This window comes from Paenibacillus monticola, assembly GCF_009664975.1.
Taxonomy (GTDB): Bacteria; Bacillota; Bacilli; order Paenibacillales; family Paenibacillaceae; genus Paenibacillus_AQ; species Paenibacillus_AQ monticola.
This window is the reverse complement of record NZ_WJXB01000001.1, coordinates 282,196-299,116: the sequence shown is the minus strand read 5'-3', so window position 1 is coordinate 299,116 and position 16,921 is coordinate 282,196. Positions and strand designations below refer to the sequence as shown.

General features: G+C 41.1%; 14 protein-coding genes. All 14 read right to left on the bottom strand.

Going from position 1 to position 16,921, the window contains the following annotated elements:
* Window positions 1–70: 70 nt before the first annotated feature.
* The 14 genes from GJB61_RS01315 to GJB61_RS01250 all read right to left on the bottom strand — a co-directional run bounded on the left by GJB61_RS01315 (window position 71) and on the right by GJB61_RS01250 (window position 16,894).
* On the bottom strand, window positions 71–1,525 hold the full coding sequence (locus GJB61_RS01315) for an O-antigen ligase family protein (RefSeq protein ID WP_154116378.1): 1,455 nt from the start codon (window positions 1,523–1,525) through the stop codon (window positions 71–73).
* A gap of 45 nt (window positions 1,526–1,570) precedes the next feature.
* Window positions 1,571–2,302, bottom strand: a complete 732-nt coding sequence (locus GJB61_RS01310; RefSeq protein ID WP_154116376.1) for a ZIP family metal transporter — start codon at window positions 2,300–2,302, stop codon at window positions 1,571–1,573.
* A gap of 88 nt (window positions 2,303–2,390) precedes the next feature.
* Window positions 2,391–2,642, bottom strand: a complete 252-nt coding sequence (locus tag GJB61_RS01305) for a hypothetical protein (protein ID WP_195724189.1) — start codon at window positions 2,640–2,642, stop codon at window positions 2,391–2,393.
* A 160-nt stretch (window positions 2,643–2,802) separates the two neighbouring features.
* Window positions 2,803–4,863 carry a helix-turn-helix domain-containing protein gene (locus GJB61_RS31435; protein ID WP_229521398.1) on the bottom strand — a complete coding sequence of 687 codons (2,061 nt, stop codon included), beginning with the start codon at window positions 4,861–4,863 and terminating at the stop codon, window positions 2,803–2,805.
* Between the two features lie 57 nt (window positions 4,864–4,920).
* A complete protein-coding gene (locus tag GJB61_RS01295) occupies window positions 4,921–5,334 on the bottom strand; it encodes an ATP-binding protein (protein ID WP_154116374.1) in 414 nt (137 codons plus the stop codon).
* The gene (locus GJB61_RS01290) at window positions 5,331–6,938 is read right to left on the bottom strand and encodes a methyl-accepting chemotaxis protein (RefSeq protein ID WP_195724188.1); all 1,608 of its coding nucleotides are present in this window, start codon (window positions 6,936–6,938) and stop codon (window positions 5,331–5,333) included. Before GJB61_RS01290 ends, GJB61_RS01295 begins: the two co-directional genes overlap by 4 nt.
* Window positions 6,928–8,484: a FapA family protein gene (locus GJB61_RS01285; protein ID WP_154116370.1), complete on the bottom strand. Its 1,557-nt coding sequence runs from the start codon at window positions 8,482–8,484 to the stop codon at window positions 6,928–6,930. Before GJB61_RS01285 ends, GJB61_RS01290 begins: the two co-directional genes overlap by 11 nt.
* 122 nt (window positions 8,485–8,606) lie before the next feature.
* On the bottom strand, window positions 8,607–10,043 hold the full coding sequence (locus GJB61_RS01280) for a two-component system response regulator (RefSeq protein WP_154116368.1): 1,437 nt from the start codon (window positions 10,041–10,043) through the stop codon (window positions 8,607–8,609).
* A 25-nt stretch (window positions 10,044–10,068) separates the two neighbouring features.
* Window positions 10,069–10,791, bottom strand: coding sequence for a sensor histidine kinase (locus GJB61_RS01275; protein WP_154116366.1), 723 nt, complete (start codon window positions 10,789–10,791; stop codon window positions 10,069–10,071).
* A gap of 334 nt (window positions 10,792–11,125) precedes the next feature.
* Complete coding sequence (locus tag GJB61_RS01270) at window positions 11,126–12,895, bottom strand: M3 family oligoendopeptidase (RefSeq protein ID WP_154116364.1); 1,770 nt, start codon at window positions 12,893–12,895, stop codon at window positions 11,126–11,128.
* A 7-nt stretch (window positions 12,896–12,902) separates the two neighbouring features.
* Complete coding sequence (locus GJB61_RS01265) at window positions 12,903–14,336, bottom strand: PAS domain-containing sensor histidine kinase (RefSeq protein WP_154116361.1); 1,434 nt, start codon at window positions 14,334–14,336, stop codon at window positions 12,903–12,905.
* A 165-nt stretch (window positions 14,337–14,501) separates the two neighbouring features.
* On the bottom strand, window positions 14,502–15,785 hold the full coding sequence (locus tag GJB61_RS01260) for an ammonium transporter (RefSeq protein ID WP_154116359.1): 1,284 nt from the start codon (window positions 15,783–15,785) through the stop codon (window positions 14,502–14,504).
* A gap of 148 nt (window positions 15,786–15,933) precedes the next feature.
* Window positions 15,934–16,281 carry a P-II family nitrogen regulator gene (locus tag GJB61_RS01255; RefSeq protein ID WP_154116357.1) on the bottom strand — a complete coding sequence of 116 codons (348 nt, stop codon included), beginning with the start codon at window positions 16,279–16,281 and terminating at the stop codon, window positions 15,934–15,936.
* Window positions 16,282–16,435: 154 nt separating this feature from the next.
* The gene (locus GJB61_RS01250; protein ID WP_154116355.1) at window positions 16,436–16,894 is read right to left on the bottom strand and encodes a DUF2231 domain-containing protein; all 459 of its coding nucleotides are present in this window, start codon (window positions 16,892–16,894) and stop codon (window positions 16,436–16,438) included.
* Window positions 16,895–16,921 lie beyond the last annotated feature (27 nt).

The following is a 16,921-nucleotide window of genomic DNA, read 5'->3' as shown; positions in this document are numbered from 1 at the left end:
TTCGGAAATCTTTACCATAATAAGTGCAAAACCGACAAATATCAATATCTTTTTTAATAGATTATAAGTACTAATTCTCATGCTTCTTTACTTGCTTCAGCATCTCTCTATAGCTTCTATTTTCCGGGATCATGGTGGACGCTATTTTGATCTCCTCGATAGCCTTTTCCATGTATGCCTCGTTACCCTCTGACTGTGCCATTCCAGAATAGACGGCTGCCAAATGATAGTGAACGTCGTGGGACCAAGGAAGCATCGCTTGCGCCGAATGCAGGTTCTCTGACGCCTTATCCCAATCCTGTCGGGCAATGGCCGACTCTCCTTTGGCAAGCAGAATATAACTGGCAGTCAGCCATGTAAAAGTAAACACAGCGAGTACACACGGCAATGCTAAAGTTACCCTTAAAGAGCGGGGAAGTCGTATTTCTCTCCTCTTATCCCCTTCTATTTCAATCCCGGTGAGAAGCATAACGAACAACCCGAACACCAGCGGATAAGCCAGATCGATATCAAATGCAAGATGGACACAGAACAGGACAACGGCAAGAACAGCGTCCCTGCTTCCCTTGCGCAAACCTCCCAAGATGGAGACTACAATCATTCCGATAAATGCCAAAGCCCCAAATACTCCGGTATCTAGCGCAATTTGCAAATACTGCTGATGTACATATCTCACAAATACGGAAGGATACAGCACGGCCCACCCGCCCCCACCGACACCCAGCAGCCAGTGCTCCTGCCACAAATGAAAAGCGTCTACCCAATAGATGCGGCGCAGCGCAAACTCTGGAGCATTCCAGGCAATTTCCCTGAACGTCCTACCGCCATTCGTTATAACTTCGGCTATTACCACCACAAGTAGAGCAGCCAATAGCACGCTTCCCATCAGTCTAGTCTTCTTATCCTGTCTGTTCATAAATACATGAATGATTACACCGACCACAACCAGAATCAACACCGCTCTTGAGCCAGATAATAACAGGCCAACAAGTTGAATGGCGCAAAGCATCCAATACCTTTTGTCCCCTGACCGCTTATAGGAACGCCAGCTTGCCACCAATCCTGCCGCGGTAAGTAAGGCAAATACATTAGCATATCCGAACGTGGACTCCAGGCGTCCCTCCCGGAACAGTCCGAAAGCCAACCCCCAAAGGGTAAGCAATGCCCCACTCCAGGCCCAGGCCGACCAGATCCTATCTCTCCGCTCCTGAGACAAGCCCGCAAACAGCAGTGACAACGGGAGCAAAGATGAAATTCTCGCAGCTTCAAGCAATGCCTGCTCATGGTCGACCGCCACTGCTACAGAAAACCAATATAGTACGATAAGCAATAACAGAAAGGCATGCACTCGCAGCAGTGTCAACTGACCAGAGCGCAAAATAGTGATTAGTACCGCCGTATACAAAAGGGCATCCAATGCCAAAAAGGAACGGGTATAAAAATACCCCGCTCCAAGTGCTCCGGCAAAAATATAGACCAGCAAAATACAAAAGGACATTTCTTCAATCGGTTTATGTTTCATCATAGTAGTCTTCTTGTTCGACGAGCTCTGCCTGATTTCCTTCTAACCTCACCCAAATATCTGCGTAATATATACCATAATTAACAGTCCCAAAATAAAGGAATAGGTGGAGGGCCGTTCATAACCATGACCATGGCTTTCCGGAATCAGTTCCTTATAGACGATAAAAAGCATGGCTCCCGCCGCAAAAGCCAGACCGTAGCCGACCACAGTCTGTATAGAGCTGGCTGTAAAATAACCAATCACCGCTGAAACCATTTCCATCAGACCCGTGAGCCCAGCTATAATCAACGCTTTTAGTCTGGTTTTCCGTGAGTTCATTAGAAAGACGGCCAGAATTAATCCTTCCGGTATGTTTTGCGCACCGATAGCAATGGCAACCATAGGTCCCAGATTCCCCTGCTCGCTGGCATAGCTGAAACCTGTACTGAGACCTTCCGGAATATTATGAATAAACAGTGCGATCATGACGAGCAATGCCTTTGAGTCCATATTGGTGTAACCTGGATAATTCTCTACATCAATGTGGGGAATGTTATTCTCAATCAAATCGAGCAGCAGTACACCCGTAACCAGGCCCAAGGTCAAAGAGACAACTCCCGACTCTATAATCGCTTGCGGCATTAAGCCAAACGTGGAGGCAGAGACCATTATACCCGCAGTGAACGCAACGAGAATGTCTTTCCATTTCTCCGATAACCTCTTAATGAACAGAATGGGAATCGCTCCAAGCACAGTCGCCATTGCTGATAATAAACTACCGAGCAGCGCATTTGCCAAGTCTTCAACTCCTTACAGGACAAGTCTGATAGACCAAGCATATGCTAAAGATCGGGAACACAGTACCGGAAACACAGTTTATATAAGGTCAAGCATCTTCAAGTTCCTGCTCCATTATCACGTTTACATCAGGTAGCAGATATCTATAAAAGCTGAATGCACCGTCTCCTTTTTTTTCTAATATTTTTATTTTACATAGTATAGAAAGAACCGCTTCAAGTTGGTCTACGGACCTGCCTAGCTTCAGGGATAAGCCTTCAATGCTCTCGAAAGCGCCTGAATTCTGTTGGAAGAATTGTGTGCATTCCATTTGCAATAAGATATGTATTTTACCCTTCATCTTCTCCCCTTCTTTGCTATAGATGTTTTCTATTAATCCTATTATAATCCGTTTAGATTAGCTAAGAAATCCCCATATAGTCTTATTATATTTCAAAGAAAACAGTATATAATAAGTAACTATGACTACAAAAAAAATAAAACAACTCATACGAGATGTTTTATTGTATACCGTATATTTGTTTGTAAAGTGCCGCTGTTGCTTTATTTCTATCTTTTATATCTAATTTTTGGAATATACTACTGATATGATTTTTAACCGTATGTTCACTTATAAATAGTTTCATAGCTATTTCCCTATTCCCATGTCCTTTTGCAACCAGTCGAAGAACCTCATTTTCCCTTTTGGACAATTGCTCCATATTCTCTTTCACTTTATGGATAGCCGCTTCGTCTTCTTTATCTTTAATAGAAAGGTCAGCTTCCAGGAAAATAGCTTTCCGATTATATTTGTCAAAAGCTTGGATTAAAGCATTTGAAAACCCCGACACGGAATTCGTATGTGATTCATCATCCTTTTGGAGGTAGCTAAGTGCCAATACTTGTCCAATGATAGAAACAGGAATTGCCCCACCTTTGTTCCACACTTGGAATTCGTCAATGATATCTATAGTATCCTTCGCAAAGGTATGAGAACGCAGCATTTCTGTATCATAAAAAAGGATAGGACAAATTAATAAAGCCCGATGTTGCTCATCTTCTGTTAACGGTAAATGTGGCAATAGGTCTGATAGATAATTCTCCAGCACTTGTAATTCCTTAAATAATTCAGGATTCCATTGCTGTAGAGCACTTTGCAGCAATTTAATGCGAGCAAGTTCTTCCAGTTCATTAATCATTAACTTTTGAATCAGCAGCGTATACAGCAGCCTGAAGGCATCTGCATAATAACCTGCTAGTCCATATTTATCCCGCATAACCTCAACACATAATACCGAAACCAAAGAATTATTGAACATAATAGGAACTTCAAGAACTGCACGCCCTTGCTCCCAATGACATACTTGTTCTTCTCCACTCGAAGTGACTTCCCCATCAAAATATTTGCTGATTAGCTTTGAGGTTACGTCATGTAATTCAGGTTGTTGAATACCCCGAGATAGAAAATGCAGCTTGCCTGTTCTAAACTTATCACGGTATAACAAACAAACTAATGTGGTTTCCGTTATATTTAAAGTAGCGTCGAGCAGCAGATAGAACAGCTGTTTTACTTGATTGGTTTCCTTAATACTTTTGAACAATTCAAATACAATGGTCATTAAAGCATTCATTTCATTATGCTCGGCTCTTAAACGTGTATTCACTAAGTGAAGCTGCAATAAATCTGTACTTATCTTAATAAATGGCTGAGACTGAAGCTCCGGAAGGTAGGAATACATCCCTCCAAAATACACTCCATCAACAGCAGAATCATTAAAAATAGGATAGCAGAATAACTGTTTGATGGGCAGATTGAGCTTCTTAAAAAAAACATTCCTTGGATCTTTGTCTGCATGCTTCCAAATCTCAGGTTTAGAAGTCGCTGCAACTTTCCCCAGAATTCCCTCCCCCAGGAGAAAACTTTGCTCCTTTAGAACTTCACTCTGTTTACCACTGGTATAGAGGATTTGGAAAGAATCATCTTTATTTTTTTCGGCGTAAGCCAAAAAGTCGACTTCAGGCAAAAAATCATGAAGATTCTCAAGAAATTCAGTTTTTGTATTTCTCTGCGTATGAATAGCCCCCAGGATCTGATTCAATTGCCCCAGATCCTTTTCCCGCTTCTCTACTTCCATTTGGCTAGTTAGTATAGTAGTTAGCAGGCTCGAGTAAATATCAAAATAATGAATGACTTGTTGGACCTCATCAGGAGATTTTTGGATAATTTCACCGTACACTTTAAATGGCCTGTCATTCAAATCAACATTTACAGCTTCTTCAGTAAAAAATCCAGACCAAATATAGTAGTCAGGATAATCTGCCAGGGTCACCGGATAGAGCATCAGCTTTGTACCAAAAAAGGCTGTAGACTGTCCTTCAATGACTTGTGGACTCTTTGAAGCACCGTAAGTCAATATTGTTCTTTTCATATATTCTTGAATAGCAAAGTGTTGAGCAACATGATCTGTGATGGGATCTATAATGGTTGGTGGTATAATACACTCCCCATCCACATTGGTGATGAATATCGATAACTGTACTTTGTTTGATAATCCATCCTGAATGACCCCAAACCCATCCATACAGTGTTTCATAGCTCTAACCCGCCCATCTGGTTGTTATATATCCCTCGTAACATTTCAGCTTGTTATCGATAATAATTTTCTTCTTTTAGTAATAATTAAAGAAGTAACGCTCCCATGTTGTTCAACTTTCATACTGTCACATAAATTCCTAATAATGTATAATCCACGGCCTCTAGAGGCTTCCGTCTGCAGTTCTAGGTTTGAATTTATACTGTACGGAGAGCCTATTTGACTGATCAAAAGATCCATCCCGTCTTTATATAACTCCCACTTCAGCCAGAAAGTACTATACATACTCCCATGATCCACCACATTCATACAGGCTTCTTCAGTCATCAGCTTTAGAAAAATGGTTTCCTTGGAATCGAATCCTATATCCTCTGCATAAGAGCCTGTCAAGTCCATCGCTAATTCAATATCTGTTTCGCCTCTAAGTAGCAAGCAATGTTCGGCGCTCATAGTCATCATAGTTTGTCCTCTTTCTGGTCATCTTCTTGCGAGTTCATCCGATACTTACTAGACATATCCTTCAAGCTATGCGACATATGAGTGAGATGACCCACTAATGTAGACGTTTTAGTAATATGAGTCTGGCTCTCTTCCGCAAGCATAGAAATTTGATTCACTGAAGCCATAACTTCCTTGGTATGAACTTCCTGTTCATCGCTTGCTTGCAGGATGTCTGCAATGCGATTCTCCATATCACCAATGGCATAAAGAATCCTCTGGAACACTTGTTCAGTCTCCATATTCTGTTCAACACCGATCTTAATGGCCTCTTCAGCATGCCGCATATACTCATTCACACCGAGAATCAATGCATTGATAACTTGTGTAGACTGTGAGGTTCGATCCGCAAGCTTCTGAATTTCCTCGGCTACAACGGCAAACCCTCTTCCTGAATCTCCTGCTCTAGCGGCTTCAATAGCTGCATTAAGCGCCAAAAGATTAGTTTGACTGGAAATATCACTAATAATTGAAACGGTGTCGGAAATTTTCGAAGTATTCACAATGAGCTCATTAGTCGTAGACCGGATATGGAACATACTTTCTCTAGAGCTATTTACAACTATCCCACCTTGCTTCCCAAGGTGAACGGCTTCTTCTGATGAAGCGCTGGCCATGGAAGCGAACTTGACTACGGATTGCACTCCCTGCTCCATTACATACATTTTATTGGATACTTGTAGTACGGAATCGAATTGACCTGACGATCCTTGAGTCAGATATTCAAATGCTTGATTGATTTGTTTACTATGAGAATCCAACTGGCCGGCATGCTGGGATATTTCATGAATATCCTTAGTTAGGCTCAAGATCAAGTAGCGGTACGATTCCCAGAGTTCTCCCAAATCATCCTTCCTGGTACTGACTTCTATATTTTCCGTTAGATCTCCCGTTGCGACCTTTTTCATTAGATGGGTAAGATCCTTGATTGGCTTAGTTAATCGCTTCGCCATGATCCAACCGACTAAACCTGCAAGGATCGGAAATATCCCGCCGATCTTAAAGGTAAAAGCCAGCATTTCCTTGGTGCGCTGCGTAATAATGTTGGCATCAAACTCCACCATCATTAAGCCAATAATCTGAGAATCTGCACTCAAGATGGGGGCATAACCTGCTTTTCGTTTGAGGCCATTATAATTATAGAGTTCCGAATACACGGGGTGATGCATTTGAATAAGACTATCACGCAGGGATGCAGCTATAGGCATGGTGTCTCCGGGCTTTATTCCACTTTCTCTCATGCGACTATCTGCAACCAGGATTGTTCCATCAACAGTTATAATAGCTGCATCCAGAAAAATGGGTTTGTGGTCCACAATACCATCGATCTTGTCCTGCAGAGCGGGAAGTGCTGTATTATCCCCTTGAATAACTCGCAGCAGTTGGCTGGGATCAATCAAGGTAGTTGTAATATTGGCGCACCCGACCAATTCTTCACCGGCAGCCTTATCAATCTGGTTGTAATTCACATAGTAGCCAGCGGTCAAGATGGAGATCACACTAAAGAGGACAAGAGATATGGACAACAGTGATAGTTTCCCCGTAATACCTAATCTAAGCTTCATACAGTGCCCCCTTAATATGGATCTCATCGCCATGACTTTTTCCGCTTGGGATAAGATAGGCTATTCCCTTCTCTGTATGAATTTTACAGTGAATTGTGCCTTTTCCTGTTACTTCAACTTTGCCTCCTGTACCTATCTCAGAATATGATGCAGAAGCGAACCTAATATCACAAGGTTGGGTAGACAAGGCTTCGACCCTTTCCACTGCAGTTTGGAGATATATACTAATCCCCTTCATCTGTCCTTCATCTTTTTGCAAGGCGATTCTTTCTTCATTCATAAAACCGCTTAAGCGAATTTTTAAGATTTGTATATATTCAGGCAATCCAGATTTCACTTTGTCCAGTTTTTGCACGAATTCAGTTACCTCTTCAAAAAACTTCTTATGTTTAACTTGAATGAGTATATTTAAAAGTGTGCCATATTCGTACCCTTTGTTATTGGCCATTTCACTAAATTTCTTCATAGCAGCGATTAAGATTTCAAAGGATTTATTCAGTTGAAAAAGTTCTTTATAAAACATACTAGCCAGCATAGAGGGCTTACCCGCACTTAATGTTGCGTTCAGAATGGTACCGGTGACTGAAATACTGCCGGCCGCAAGTATTGAGCTTTTAAATACATTTCCTTTCACCATTACTTTGCCCAATGCTTCAATCTGCACACCGTCATGAACATCACCATGAATCGTTATATCTCCGGTGAAATAGATGTTTCCCTTTTCATAAGTGGCATCCCCATGATGTTCATATACAGCTATAATCCTTAATAAATAACTATTCTTATTGGCTACTAGTAACGGTCTTCCAGGTATCATTGCATACCAAACATTAGTTCTGTATTCTACCGAAGGGTCAAAGGGGATCAGGATATCCTTAACAGGTTCTGCTAGTATTGGATTCCCCTTAAGGTCTGTCCCGGGTTCACCTGGTTCAGAAGCATGATAAAGAGCAATCTTTGTCCCTTTGTCCACAGTGGGAATTACCATCTCAGATGTAAAATCAACTACACCATTGTTCTCATTGACTCCTCTATGAAAGGTTTCATCAGAAAAGAAGGTTTCGATCCAAGCATCAGAACCCTTTAGGCTCGCTACACCTTTGCCTATGAGTATTTCCTTACCTGTGGGCAATTCCAACTCTTGTTTCAATACATTCTGATTTACAAACTGGGGCACAACATCCATTTCTTCAATCTGACCCATAAGCCCTTCAAGCGTTAATCTTCTCTTAAGATCGGGTTTATAGGCAATACCCACAAAAATGTTATCATTTTGGAGTCTAACGGTGGGAGCTGCTTCAAGTTCAAACTTATGATGTATAAGTATATACAACTCCATGTCCTGCGCTCTTAGGCTTAACGTGTAGCCAGAGATTTGTTCTCCTATGTATGTCCATATCAGATTATCTTTTGAAGAAACCCTCATTCTTTCTTTCAAAGTAACATCGTTTACACTAATAACGAAATCTTTAAAAGGAGGATCGATGCTATAGGATTGATTGGAGGCAATCTTAATATTATTGCCCTGAATACTGACAATACCCAATAGTCGTTCTCCATCAAAAGAGTAGCCCACAATAATCACCTCATAATTCACTGTAAGGCTATTTTAATCATAAATTATATACAAAATATGATTAGAATATATATACATATATATAACTCCACTTACAATCGGGCTAATTCCAGAAGATCCATATTTCTCTTCTCTTGGAATCTACTAATAATTCCCTTCTGGTATCGTTGGACATCATTTTGCCCCTTGTTTTTGGTCTGATATATTGCGATATCAGCAATGCTAATTAATGACTCTGCATCCTCGCCATCTCGCGGATAAATACTAACCCCTATACTGGCCATTGTCTCCAGTCCCATGGTTCTAAATTTCATTGAATGCTTAAAAGCCTGCAGAATCATTTTCCCAGTATGTATCGCTTCTTCTTCAAATTTAAGATCATTAATTAGAATTACAAATTCGTCGCTACCCAAACGGGCAACCGTTCCATTCTCACCTATCTGATTTGCAATAATGCTCGATATTTCACGTAACACCTTGTCTCCGATTCGATGTCCCAAGGTGTCATTAACATCCTTGAAATGATCCAAATCGATTAACATCACAGCAAGCTGATGTTGCTCCTTCTTAGCGATATCTATAGCTAAATGTAGGCTTTTGTAAAAAGACGCTCGATTAGGCAGGCCTGTAAGATCATCATGATATGCCAAATGGAGCATTTCCCGATCACTCTTTTTTCTTTCTGTATTATCGCTGATCATTGTATAAATACGCAGTAGATGCCCTTTTGCATCTTCTGTTATCTTCAGATTCACTAACCCTTCAATCACCTTCCCATTAGGTATTACAAAAGATAGCTCAATATCACATACTTCCTTTTGTTCTAATAACCTAGGATATATCTGTTCCCGGAACAATAGCTCGGAATCCGCAGTCAAAAAATCAAAAATGTTTTTACCAAGTACCGTCTGTAACGAACATTGCATCTTATTCAAAAAATATGTATTTACATCATGGATATAACCAGTGGCATCTGTTGCATAGATCATGGCAGGGGTATCTTCAAATAAGCTTCGAAATCGTTCCTGGGTTCCACCTTCTGTATCTACCTTCTTGGCTACCTTAGACATTAAATTGCGCAGTTGATCCAATAGGGGGGCTGATGGTTTAAGCAAATCTGTTCGTATCTCTGGCGCTTGAAGATTCTTCAAAGCAAACTTTACTCTTAAGCAAAGATCGGTATATCTAAATGGTTTTTCCACAAAATCTTGAGCTCCGGCAAGTACGGCTGTCTCAACCAAATCCATTTCTCTTGCTGCTAACAATAGGATTACTGGAGTATTCTCATAGGCATCATTTGTTTTAATTTGCTCGCATATTTCCAGGCTGCTGCAATCCGGCAGATCTATACCTAATAAAATCAAATCCATTTGAGGACTTGCTGCTTGGTTTAGGTTTAGTCTCTCTAGCCCTTCCTTTGCTGTATTGGCAACAGTAATATCAATGAATCCCATTTTCCGCAGCATAATCCCTAGAACTGAGCAGCTCTCTGCAGAATCATCGATAATTAAGATCTTTTTCATTATCATATTTAACAGACCCCCATTAGTAAAATTAATTACAAGTCAGTGTATCTAAATCAGACTGTACAGAATTATCGATTTCAACACTGCTAATAGGCTGCTGTTTAGGTAAATGAATGTTAACCATAGTTCCTATTCCGATATCCGTGTAATAAATGAGCGTACCATAATGCTTCTGGACAATACTTCTGCTCAGCATTCCTCCCATTCCAATCCCCTTTTCCTTGGTTGAAAAGAAAGGTTGTCCTAGGTAAGGAACTCGCTCTGCCGAAATGCCCGTACCTTTATCCTCTATTTGGATATTCACAAAATCCTGATCATATTCAGCTATTCGGATCGCAATAACTCCACCTTCAGACATGGACTCAACAGCATTGATCAGGAGATTGTTCAGCAGCATACAAATTAATTTCTGCTCACATTGTATCTCCCGATGGTATTCACATTTGATCTCCACTTGTATTCCTGCCTCCTGTAGAACAGGATACAGATCGTCCAGACAATCGTGGACAAGATTCTTAAGCTTAACGTTTCTAAAATTCAGGTTGTCGATGTCATCAACCCTTGCCAAGAATTCTAAGCCATCCATTAATTTCTCCAAAATTACGATCTGTGAATGAATGAGGTTAGAATGCTTAGGGCTTATAGAATCCCTCAGCAGTGTCGTATACCCTTTTATAACCGTAATAGGATTTCTTACTTCATGAACAATACCCGCCGCCATCCGCTTCACAATATCCATATCATCTGTCATTTCAAGTCCACCTTCCGTGCATTATACTGCAACCTTTGCTAATTTCAGTATTAATACAAATACATGAACAGAAAATGACAAGATTATATAAAATGTTGGAAATATAACTCGCTACCCTAATTAGTACCATTATTGTGAGGTAACGCGATAATATTGTTATAATTTGTAACATTAAGGTGGTTTCCTAATCTTAAGCTTAATTACATCTATTGGTAATCACTCTTGTTTCCTATTTGTGATCCCACTAGAATAAGAAACAGTTCCTATAGCGCTATAGAAAAAGGCCTCTTCCAAGTTCAAAGAACCCAAAAGAAACCTATAATTAAGTATATAACTATGCTTTGCTAATAAACTCTGCGATATCTGTCTTAATCAGCTGTAACGCATTTCTCCAGAAATCAATAGAATGTACGTCTACTCCCATAATACTAGCTGCATCAACAATATTATTCTTGCTGGTTGCACTCAGGAATAGGCGGTATTGGGTAAAGAATTCCTCTCCCTTTTTTAAATACTCAGCATATAGCCCTTTAGAGAATAGCAGTCCGAAGGAATATGGGAAATTCAAAAATTCATTCCCAGCCATAAAATAACCAGCCTTGTTCATCCACATATAAGCATGGAGTGTAGTCTCATCAATGCTTTCACCATAAGCTTCTACCATGCAGGAATGCATTAATTCATTCAGTTCCTGAACGGATAATGGCCCTGACGCTCTTCTTGTAAATAATTGAAGTTCAAATAAATAGCGGGCATAGAAGTCTACCAGATAGTAACCGGCATCGGAAATGCTTCTTTCCAGAATCGGGAGAGCTTCCTTCCCCGATGCACTGCTGATTAAGGCCTGATTCACTAAGGTCTCGCAGAATATTGAGGCCGTCTCGGCAATCGGTGTCGGATAATCTGTGTTCAGCATCGTTTCATGACTTAGACAGGAACTATGATAGGCATGGCCAATTTCATGGGCAAGCACGCTAATATCCAGTGAAGTTCCGGTGAAGTGGGTCATAATTCTACTCTCTTGAATAGGAAAAATATCGATGCATAATCCAAATCCACCCTTGCCTGCTCGTGGCTCTGCATCAATCCAGCGCTGCTCGAAGACCTTCTCGGCAAATTCAGCCAGCTCTGCGCTGAAGGTTGTGAAGCTGGATATAATAATGTCCTTTGCCTCCGTGTAGGTTGCTTGTGCCGTCTCTTCACCGATCGGTGCAAAGATATCATAAAAAGGAAGTGCGTCCTGATGCCCCAAAAGTTCAGCCTTCGTCCGATAGTAGGTATGAAAGCTTGGCAGACTTTCTTTGAGCGCAACCAGCATGGCCTCCAAGGTTTCATTATCCATTCTTGAAGCCACCAGCACCTTCTCCAGTGCGGAAGAGTAACCTCTCATTCCATAGATCGTTAGCGCCTCGCCACTAATTCCATTGATGCTGGCTGCACAGACTGGGGCAATCTGTTCATAGGCTTCAATCTCTGCAGTATACGCAGCGAGTCTTAATTCCGCCTTACTCTCATAAGCCATACTTCTCAGTTCGGAAAGTGTAAACTGTTTGGGATCGCCTTCAATAGAGATACTTGTACGCACAGTTGAGGCCCGCTCCATGTAGAGCCTCTCCCACGCTTTGGAACCTGTACTCTGCATGCTGGCTATAGCCACTTCTACTTCTTCACTTAACACATGACGGGATTGCGCTAACAACTCTTGCAGATAAAATCGATGCTCCAACAGATAAGGTGAGCTCCCGATAAACTTATCAACATTCTCACAGCCGGCAAGCCAAAGCTTAAAGCCAGCAATGGTCCCGGCAATTTCAGAATTCACCTGCTCTATATCATCTGCAAGATTCATAGCTTCCTTATTGTCACTATCCGCACTGAGAATTAATTCTGCATAAGCCAACAAACACACATATACGCTTTTATATTGGTTATACAGTCTCAGAAAGGCTTCGATTGCTGCTGTAGGACCCTGCGTGTTCGCAAGCTTACTCTTAGTCCACTGGTTTAAGGCCCTACTATGTTGATCAAGCAGCTCTCGGTCTGCTCTTAGCTTTGGGGATTCAAAAGAAGGATACAATGTATCCAGATTCCAGGTCATATTCATTCGTAAATCACTCCAATGTATAGGTATAGGGCAATGTTATTTCAACAATGGTACCTTGCAGATTATTGCTACTAAACTGAATCGTCCCCTGATGATCACGGATAATTTTTTGACTAATCATAATTCCTAATCCTGTACCACCGGACTTCGTTGTGAAGAAAGGTGTACCTATTTGACTTAGAATTTCAGTGGGTATGCCTTTACCCTGATCCATAAACCGGATTAATACATGCTGCTTCTGTCTACATACCTGAACTCTAATCTCCGTTCCCGGGGGACTAGCTTCTATGGCGTTTTTTAGGATATTAATAAAAACTTGCTTCAGTTTATTCTCAGCACATCTTATGTATAAACTAGCCTCTTGCTCATATATTTCTAAATCAATCTCATTCTCCGACAAATGAGCTTGGCCATTAAGTAAGGTTACTGTTTGTTTCAATAAGGTTATAAGATCTTTATCAAGAAATTCGGAACTTGTTGGTTTCGCAAGCAGCAGTAGTTCCCCAATAATTGAATTAATTCGATCGACCTCAGAGATAACCAAATCACTATATTTCTCACTTAATTGAGATTGGGCAAATAATAATTGCACAAAACCTCTAATACTAGTTAATGGATTACGTATTTCATGGGCTATTCCAGCCGAAAGCTCTCCGATTAACGAGATGCTCTCAGTCTTCCTTAATAATTCTTCCGTTATTTTCCGTTCCGAAATATCACGAACTATAGAAACTACCATTGTCTTATTGTTCAGCTTAAATGTTCTCGAGCTAATTTCCACTGGTTTGGTCGATCCATCCTTGGTGATATGAATCCACTCTGTAAAAGTGGACCTTCCTTGAATAATAGTTGAGAAGGTATCCTCAATTTTATCTTTAAGACTTGGGTGGGCAATATCATTTACTGATTTCGAGAGAAGTTCAAGCTTCGTATAACCAAGCATTTGGCAAGCCATCTCGTTTACATCGATAAACTTCGAAGGTTTTCCTTCATGATCCTGCTGATAGAAATAGATAGCGTCATTGACTTGGTTAAACAATCTATAATATTTCATTTCCGATAGTTTCGTTTCTGTAACGTCTCTGGAAAGACACACATAAGAAATAATCTTCCCCGCAGGCTCTTTTACCGAAGTAATAGACAGACTGACACTGATCAGTTCGCCATCCTTTTTCAACCTAAACGTATCCAGTGAGAAAACTTCAGTCCCCTGGTCAATATACTGAGAGAGTCTGTCCCGTTCCTCAATTAATTCAGGGGGAATGTGGGGGAGTTTCATATTGTTTAAATCCTCTTTAGTCCAACCATACATTTTTGTGAAAGATGAATTAACATATACTACCCTTTTATTGGTGTCTAAAATATAGATAGCATCCGGGCTGTTCTCAACATAAGAGTATAACGAATACTGCAAAATTTCAGTCTGATATACATCTGGCATAATAGACTCCCATAATCAGTTTATTCAATAGTAACAAAGTTTACTAAAATGTTCATTATATTATAATATAGATTATCCCGTATTTTTTCCAAAAAAAGAGATCCTCCACAAGTTTGAATACTCGCGAAAGACCTCTTGCTAGCAGGCTATTATATTGAATCATTCTTAATCCTCTGATCCTGTTCTCAGATACAACGCTTGATCGCTAACGGGTTGATCGCTAAATCTTTCGAGCTCATTATAAGCAGGAATACCATGCATCGCCATATCCAGACCCTCTTCTTCCTCATCATCCTTAACCCGCAGGCCGACGGTTGCTTGGATCAGTTTGGCTGCACCATAGCTTAACGAATAGCCCCAGAATACCACAGCAATGACTCCAAGCAGTTGAACACCCAGCAAATGAAAGTGCCCTGTAGTCAGGAGGCCCGCCTTTTGATCCAAGAGCCCCACTGCCAAGGCACCAAATGATCCATTAATCCCGTGAACAGCAACGGCTCCTACCGGATCATCAACCTGCAGCCTATCAATGGCGAGCGTTCCCCAAATCACAAGAACACCAGCAACTAGACCAATTAGAATGGATGAATACGGAGTTACAAACGCACAGCCAGCTGTTATAGCAACCAGACCTGCTAGCGCACCATTCATCGTCATACTGGGATCTGCTTTTCCATAGCGGAACATAGTGTAGATCATAGCAGAAGTCCCACCCGCAGCAGCGGCCAGCATGGTATTCAGAGCGATTAGCGAAAGGTTGACATCAGCGGCGTTCAAGGTGCTGCCGGCATTGAATCCAAACCAGCCAAACCACAGGATAAAAGTACCGGCTGAGGCTAGTGGAATGTTACTCGGGGCAAACACATTCACGCTTCCATCCGTATTGAACCGGCCACGGCGGGGCCCCAGCACTTTGGCAAAAGCAAAGGCAGCCGAACCTCCTAAAGCATGAATAGCAGCCGAGCCAGCAAAGTCCTTCATGCCCAACTGCGCAAGCCATCCTTCAGGATTCCACACCCAATGGCCTGAGATCGGATATAAAATAGCGGCTACAAAAAAAGCGATCAGGATATACGCCTTAAAAGACATCCGTTCAGCAACAGCACCGGATATTATGGAAATTGTCGCGATGGCAAATCCAATCTGAAACAGCACATAGGCTGACAAAGGTAGATTCAAATCGATATGTAAAGTCTGGGAGGCACCCCAAAAATTAAAACTTATGATTCCGGAAAAATCTTTTCCAAACATGACTCCAAAACCTACTAAGAAAAAGGCTAACACCCCAATGGTGAGATCAACAAAGATTTTCATAGTCACATTAACTGCATTCTTCGTACGAACAAATCCCGCTTCGAGCAAGCTAAAGCCGCCCTCCATAAACAAAACCATCGCAGCAGCAAGCACTACCCAAACCGTATTTAAAGCGATATCACTTCCGGCATTCATGGTGTTACCCTCCCTGATACTTTATATAACATAAGTTATATTATAGGGAGAGGGGTCAAATTGTCAACATCCAATGTAATGTTTCCTTACACAAAAAGGGGACAAAGTATGTCTTTGTCCCCTGCTGTGATCTATTTCATTTCGGCTTTTATTTCAATTCATCTATGGTTTCGTCAGTCTGACCTGTTCTAATATTATACATTTCTAGTAGAGGTAGAACGAAGATTTTACCGTCGCCCATTTCTCCAGTTTGTGCTGTCTTGATAAGCGTCTGAATGGTTTCTTGTACTTTATTGTCAGATACGACGATTTCAATCTTTATTTTGTGATGCAAATTAACCGTATAAGACTTTCCTCTATAAACTCCCGTTGTATTCTTCTGCTGACCGCGCCCCTGTGCCTGAGTAACGGTAAAGCCGGTTACTTCAATAATTCGCAAGGCATCAATGACTTCTCTAAGCTTCTCTGGGCGAATAATGGCTTCTACTTTTTTCATATGTATCCTCCAAAGGACAAATTATATTGTAGAACCTATAGATTCTTATGTTTCTACAAATAAATTGTAACACACAAATCAAACCAGCGCGCACCAATGGGGGGGATTGGTACGCGCTGGTTTAACACTTCAGCTATGCAACTATTTCTTGGTGTTATTTCCCTTGGGAAGCTGCTTGATACACCAGTTTGCCTCCATAATGGCCTGTTAATACTACCAATGTTCCGCCTGTCAGTGATAAGATAATCAGAACTGGGATAAATACTTTGGAGAAGCTAAATTTCGCATATTTCTTTAATTGTGGGATCATTGGAAACAGTTGATACAATTTAATCGCGACAATTATTCCAAACACAATTAAGGTAAACATGGCAAAGGTCTCATGGGTATGAACGGCTGCTTCTTGCGTCCCGAACACTTGTTTAGCAAAATGCTCCCCACTGTCGCCAGTCAGATAGGCCACAATAGCAGAGACAAAGCCAATCATCAGGCAGAAGTTGGCGATTTTATTCCAGAAATCCGGCTTCCACAAGGCGATTAATTGGAGAATCGCACCTAAAGATAATAAAGCGATTGGGAAGTGGACAATTAGCGGATGAAGGGGCGTACTCATAATAAATATCTCCTTTGGGATTGGTTT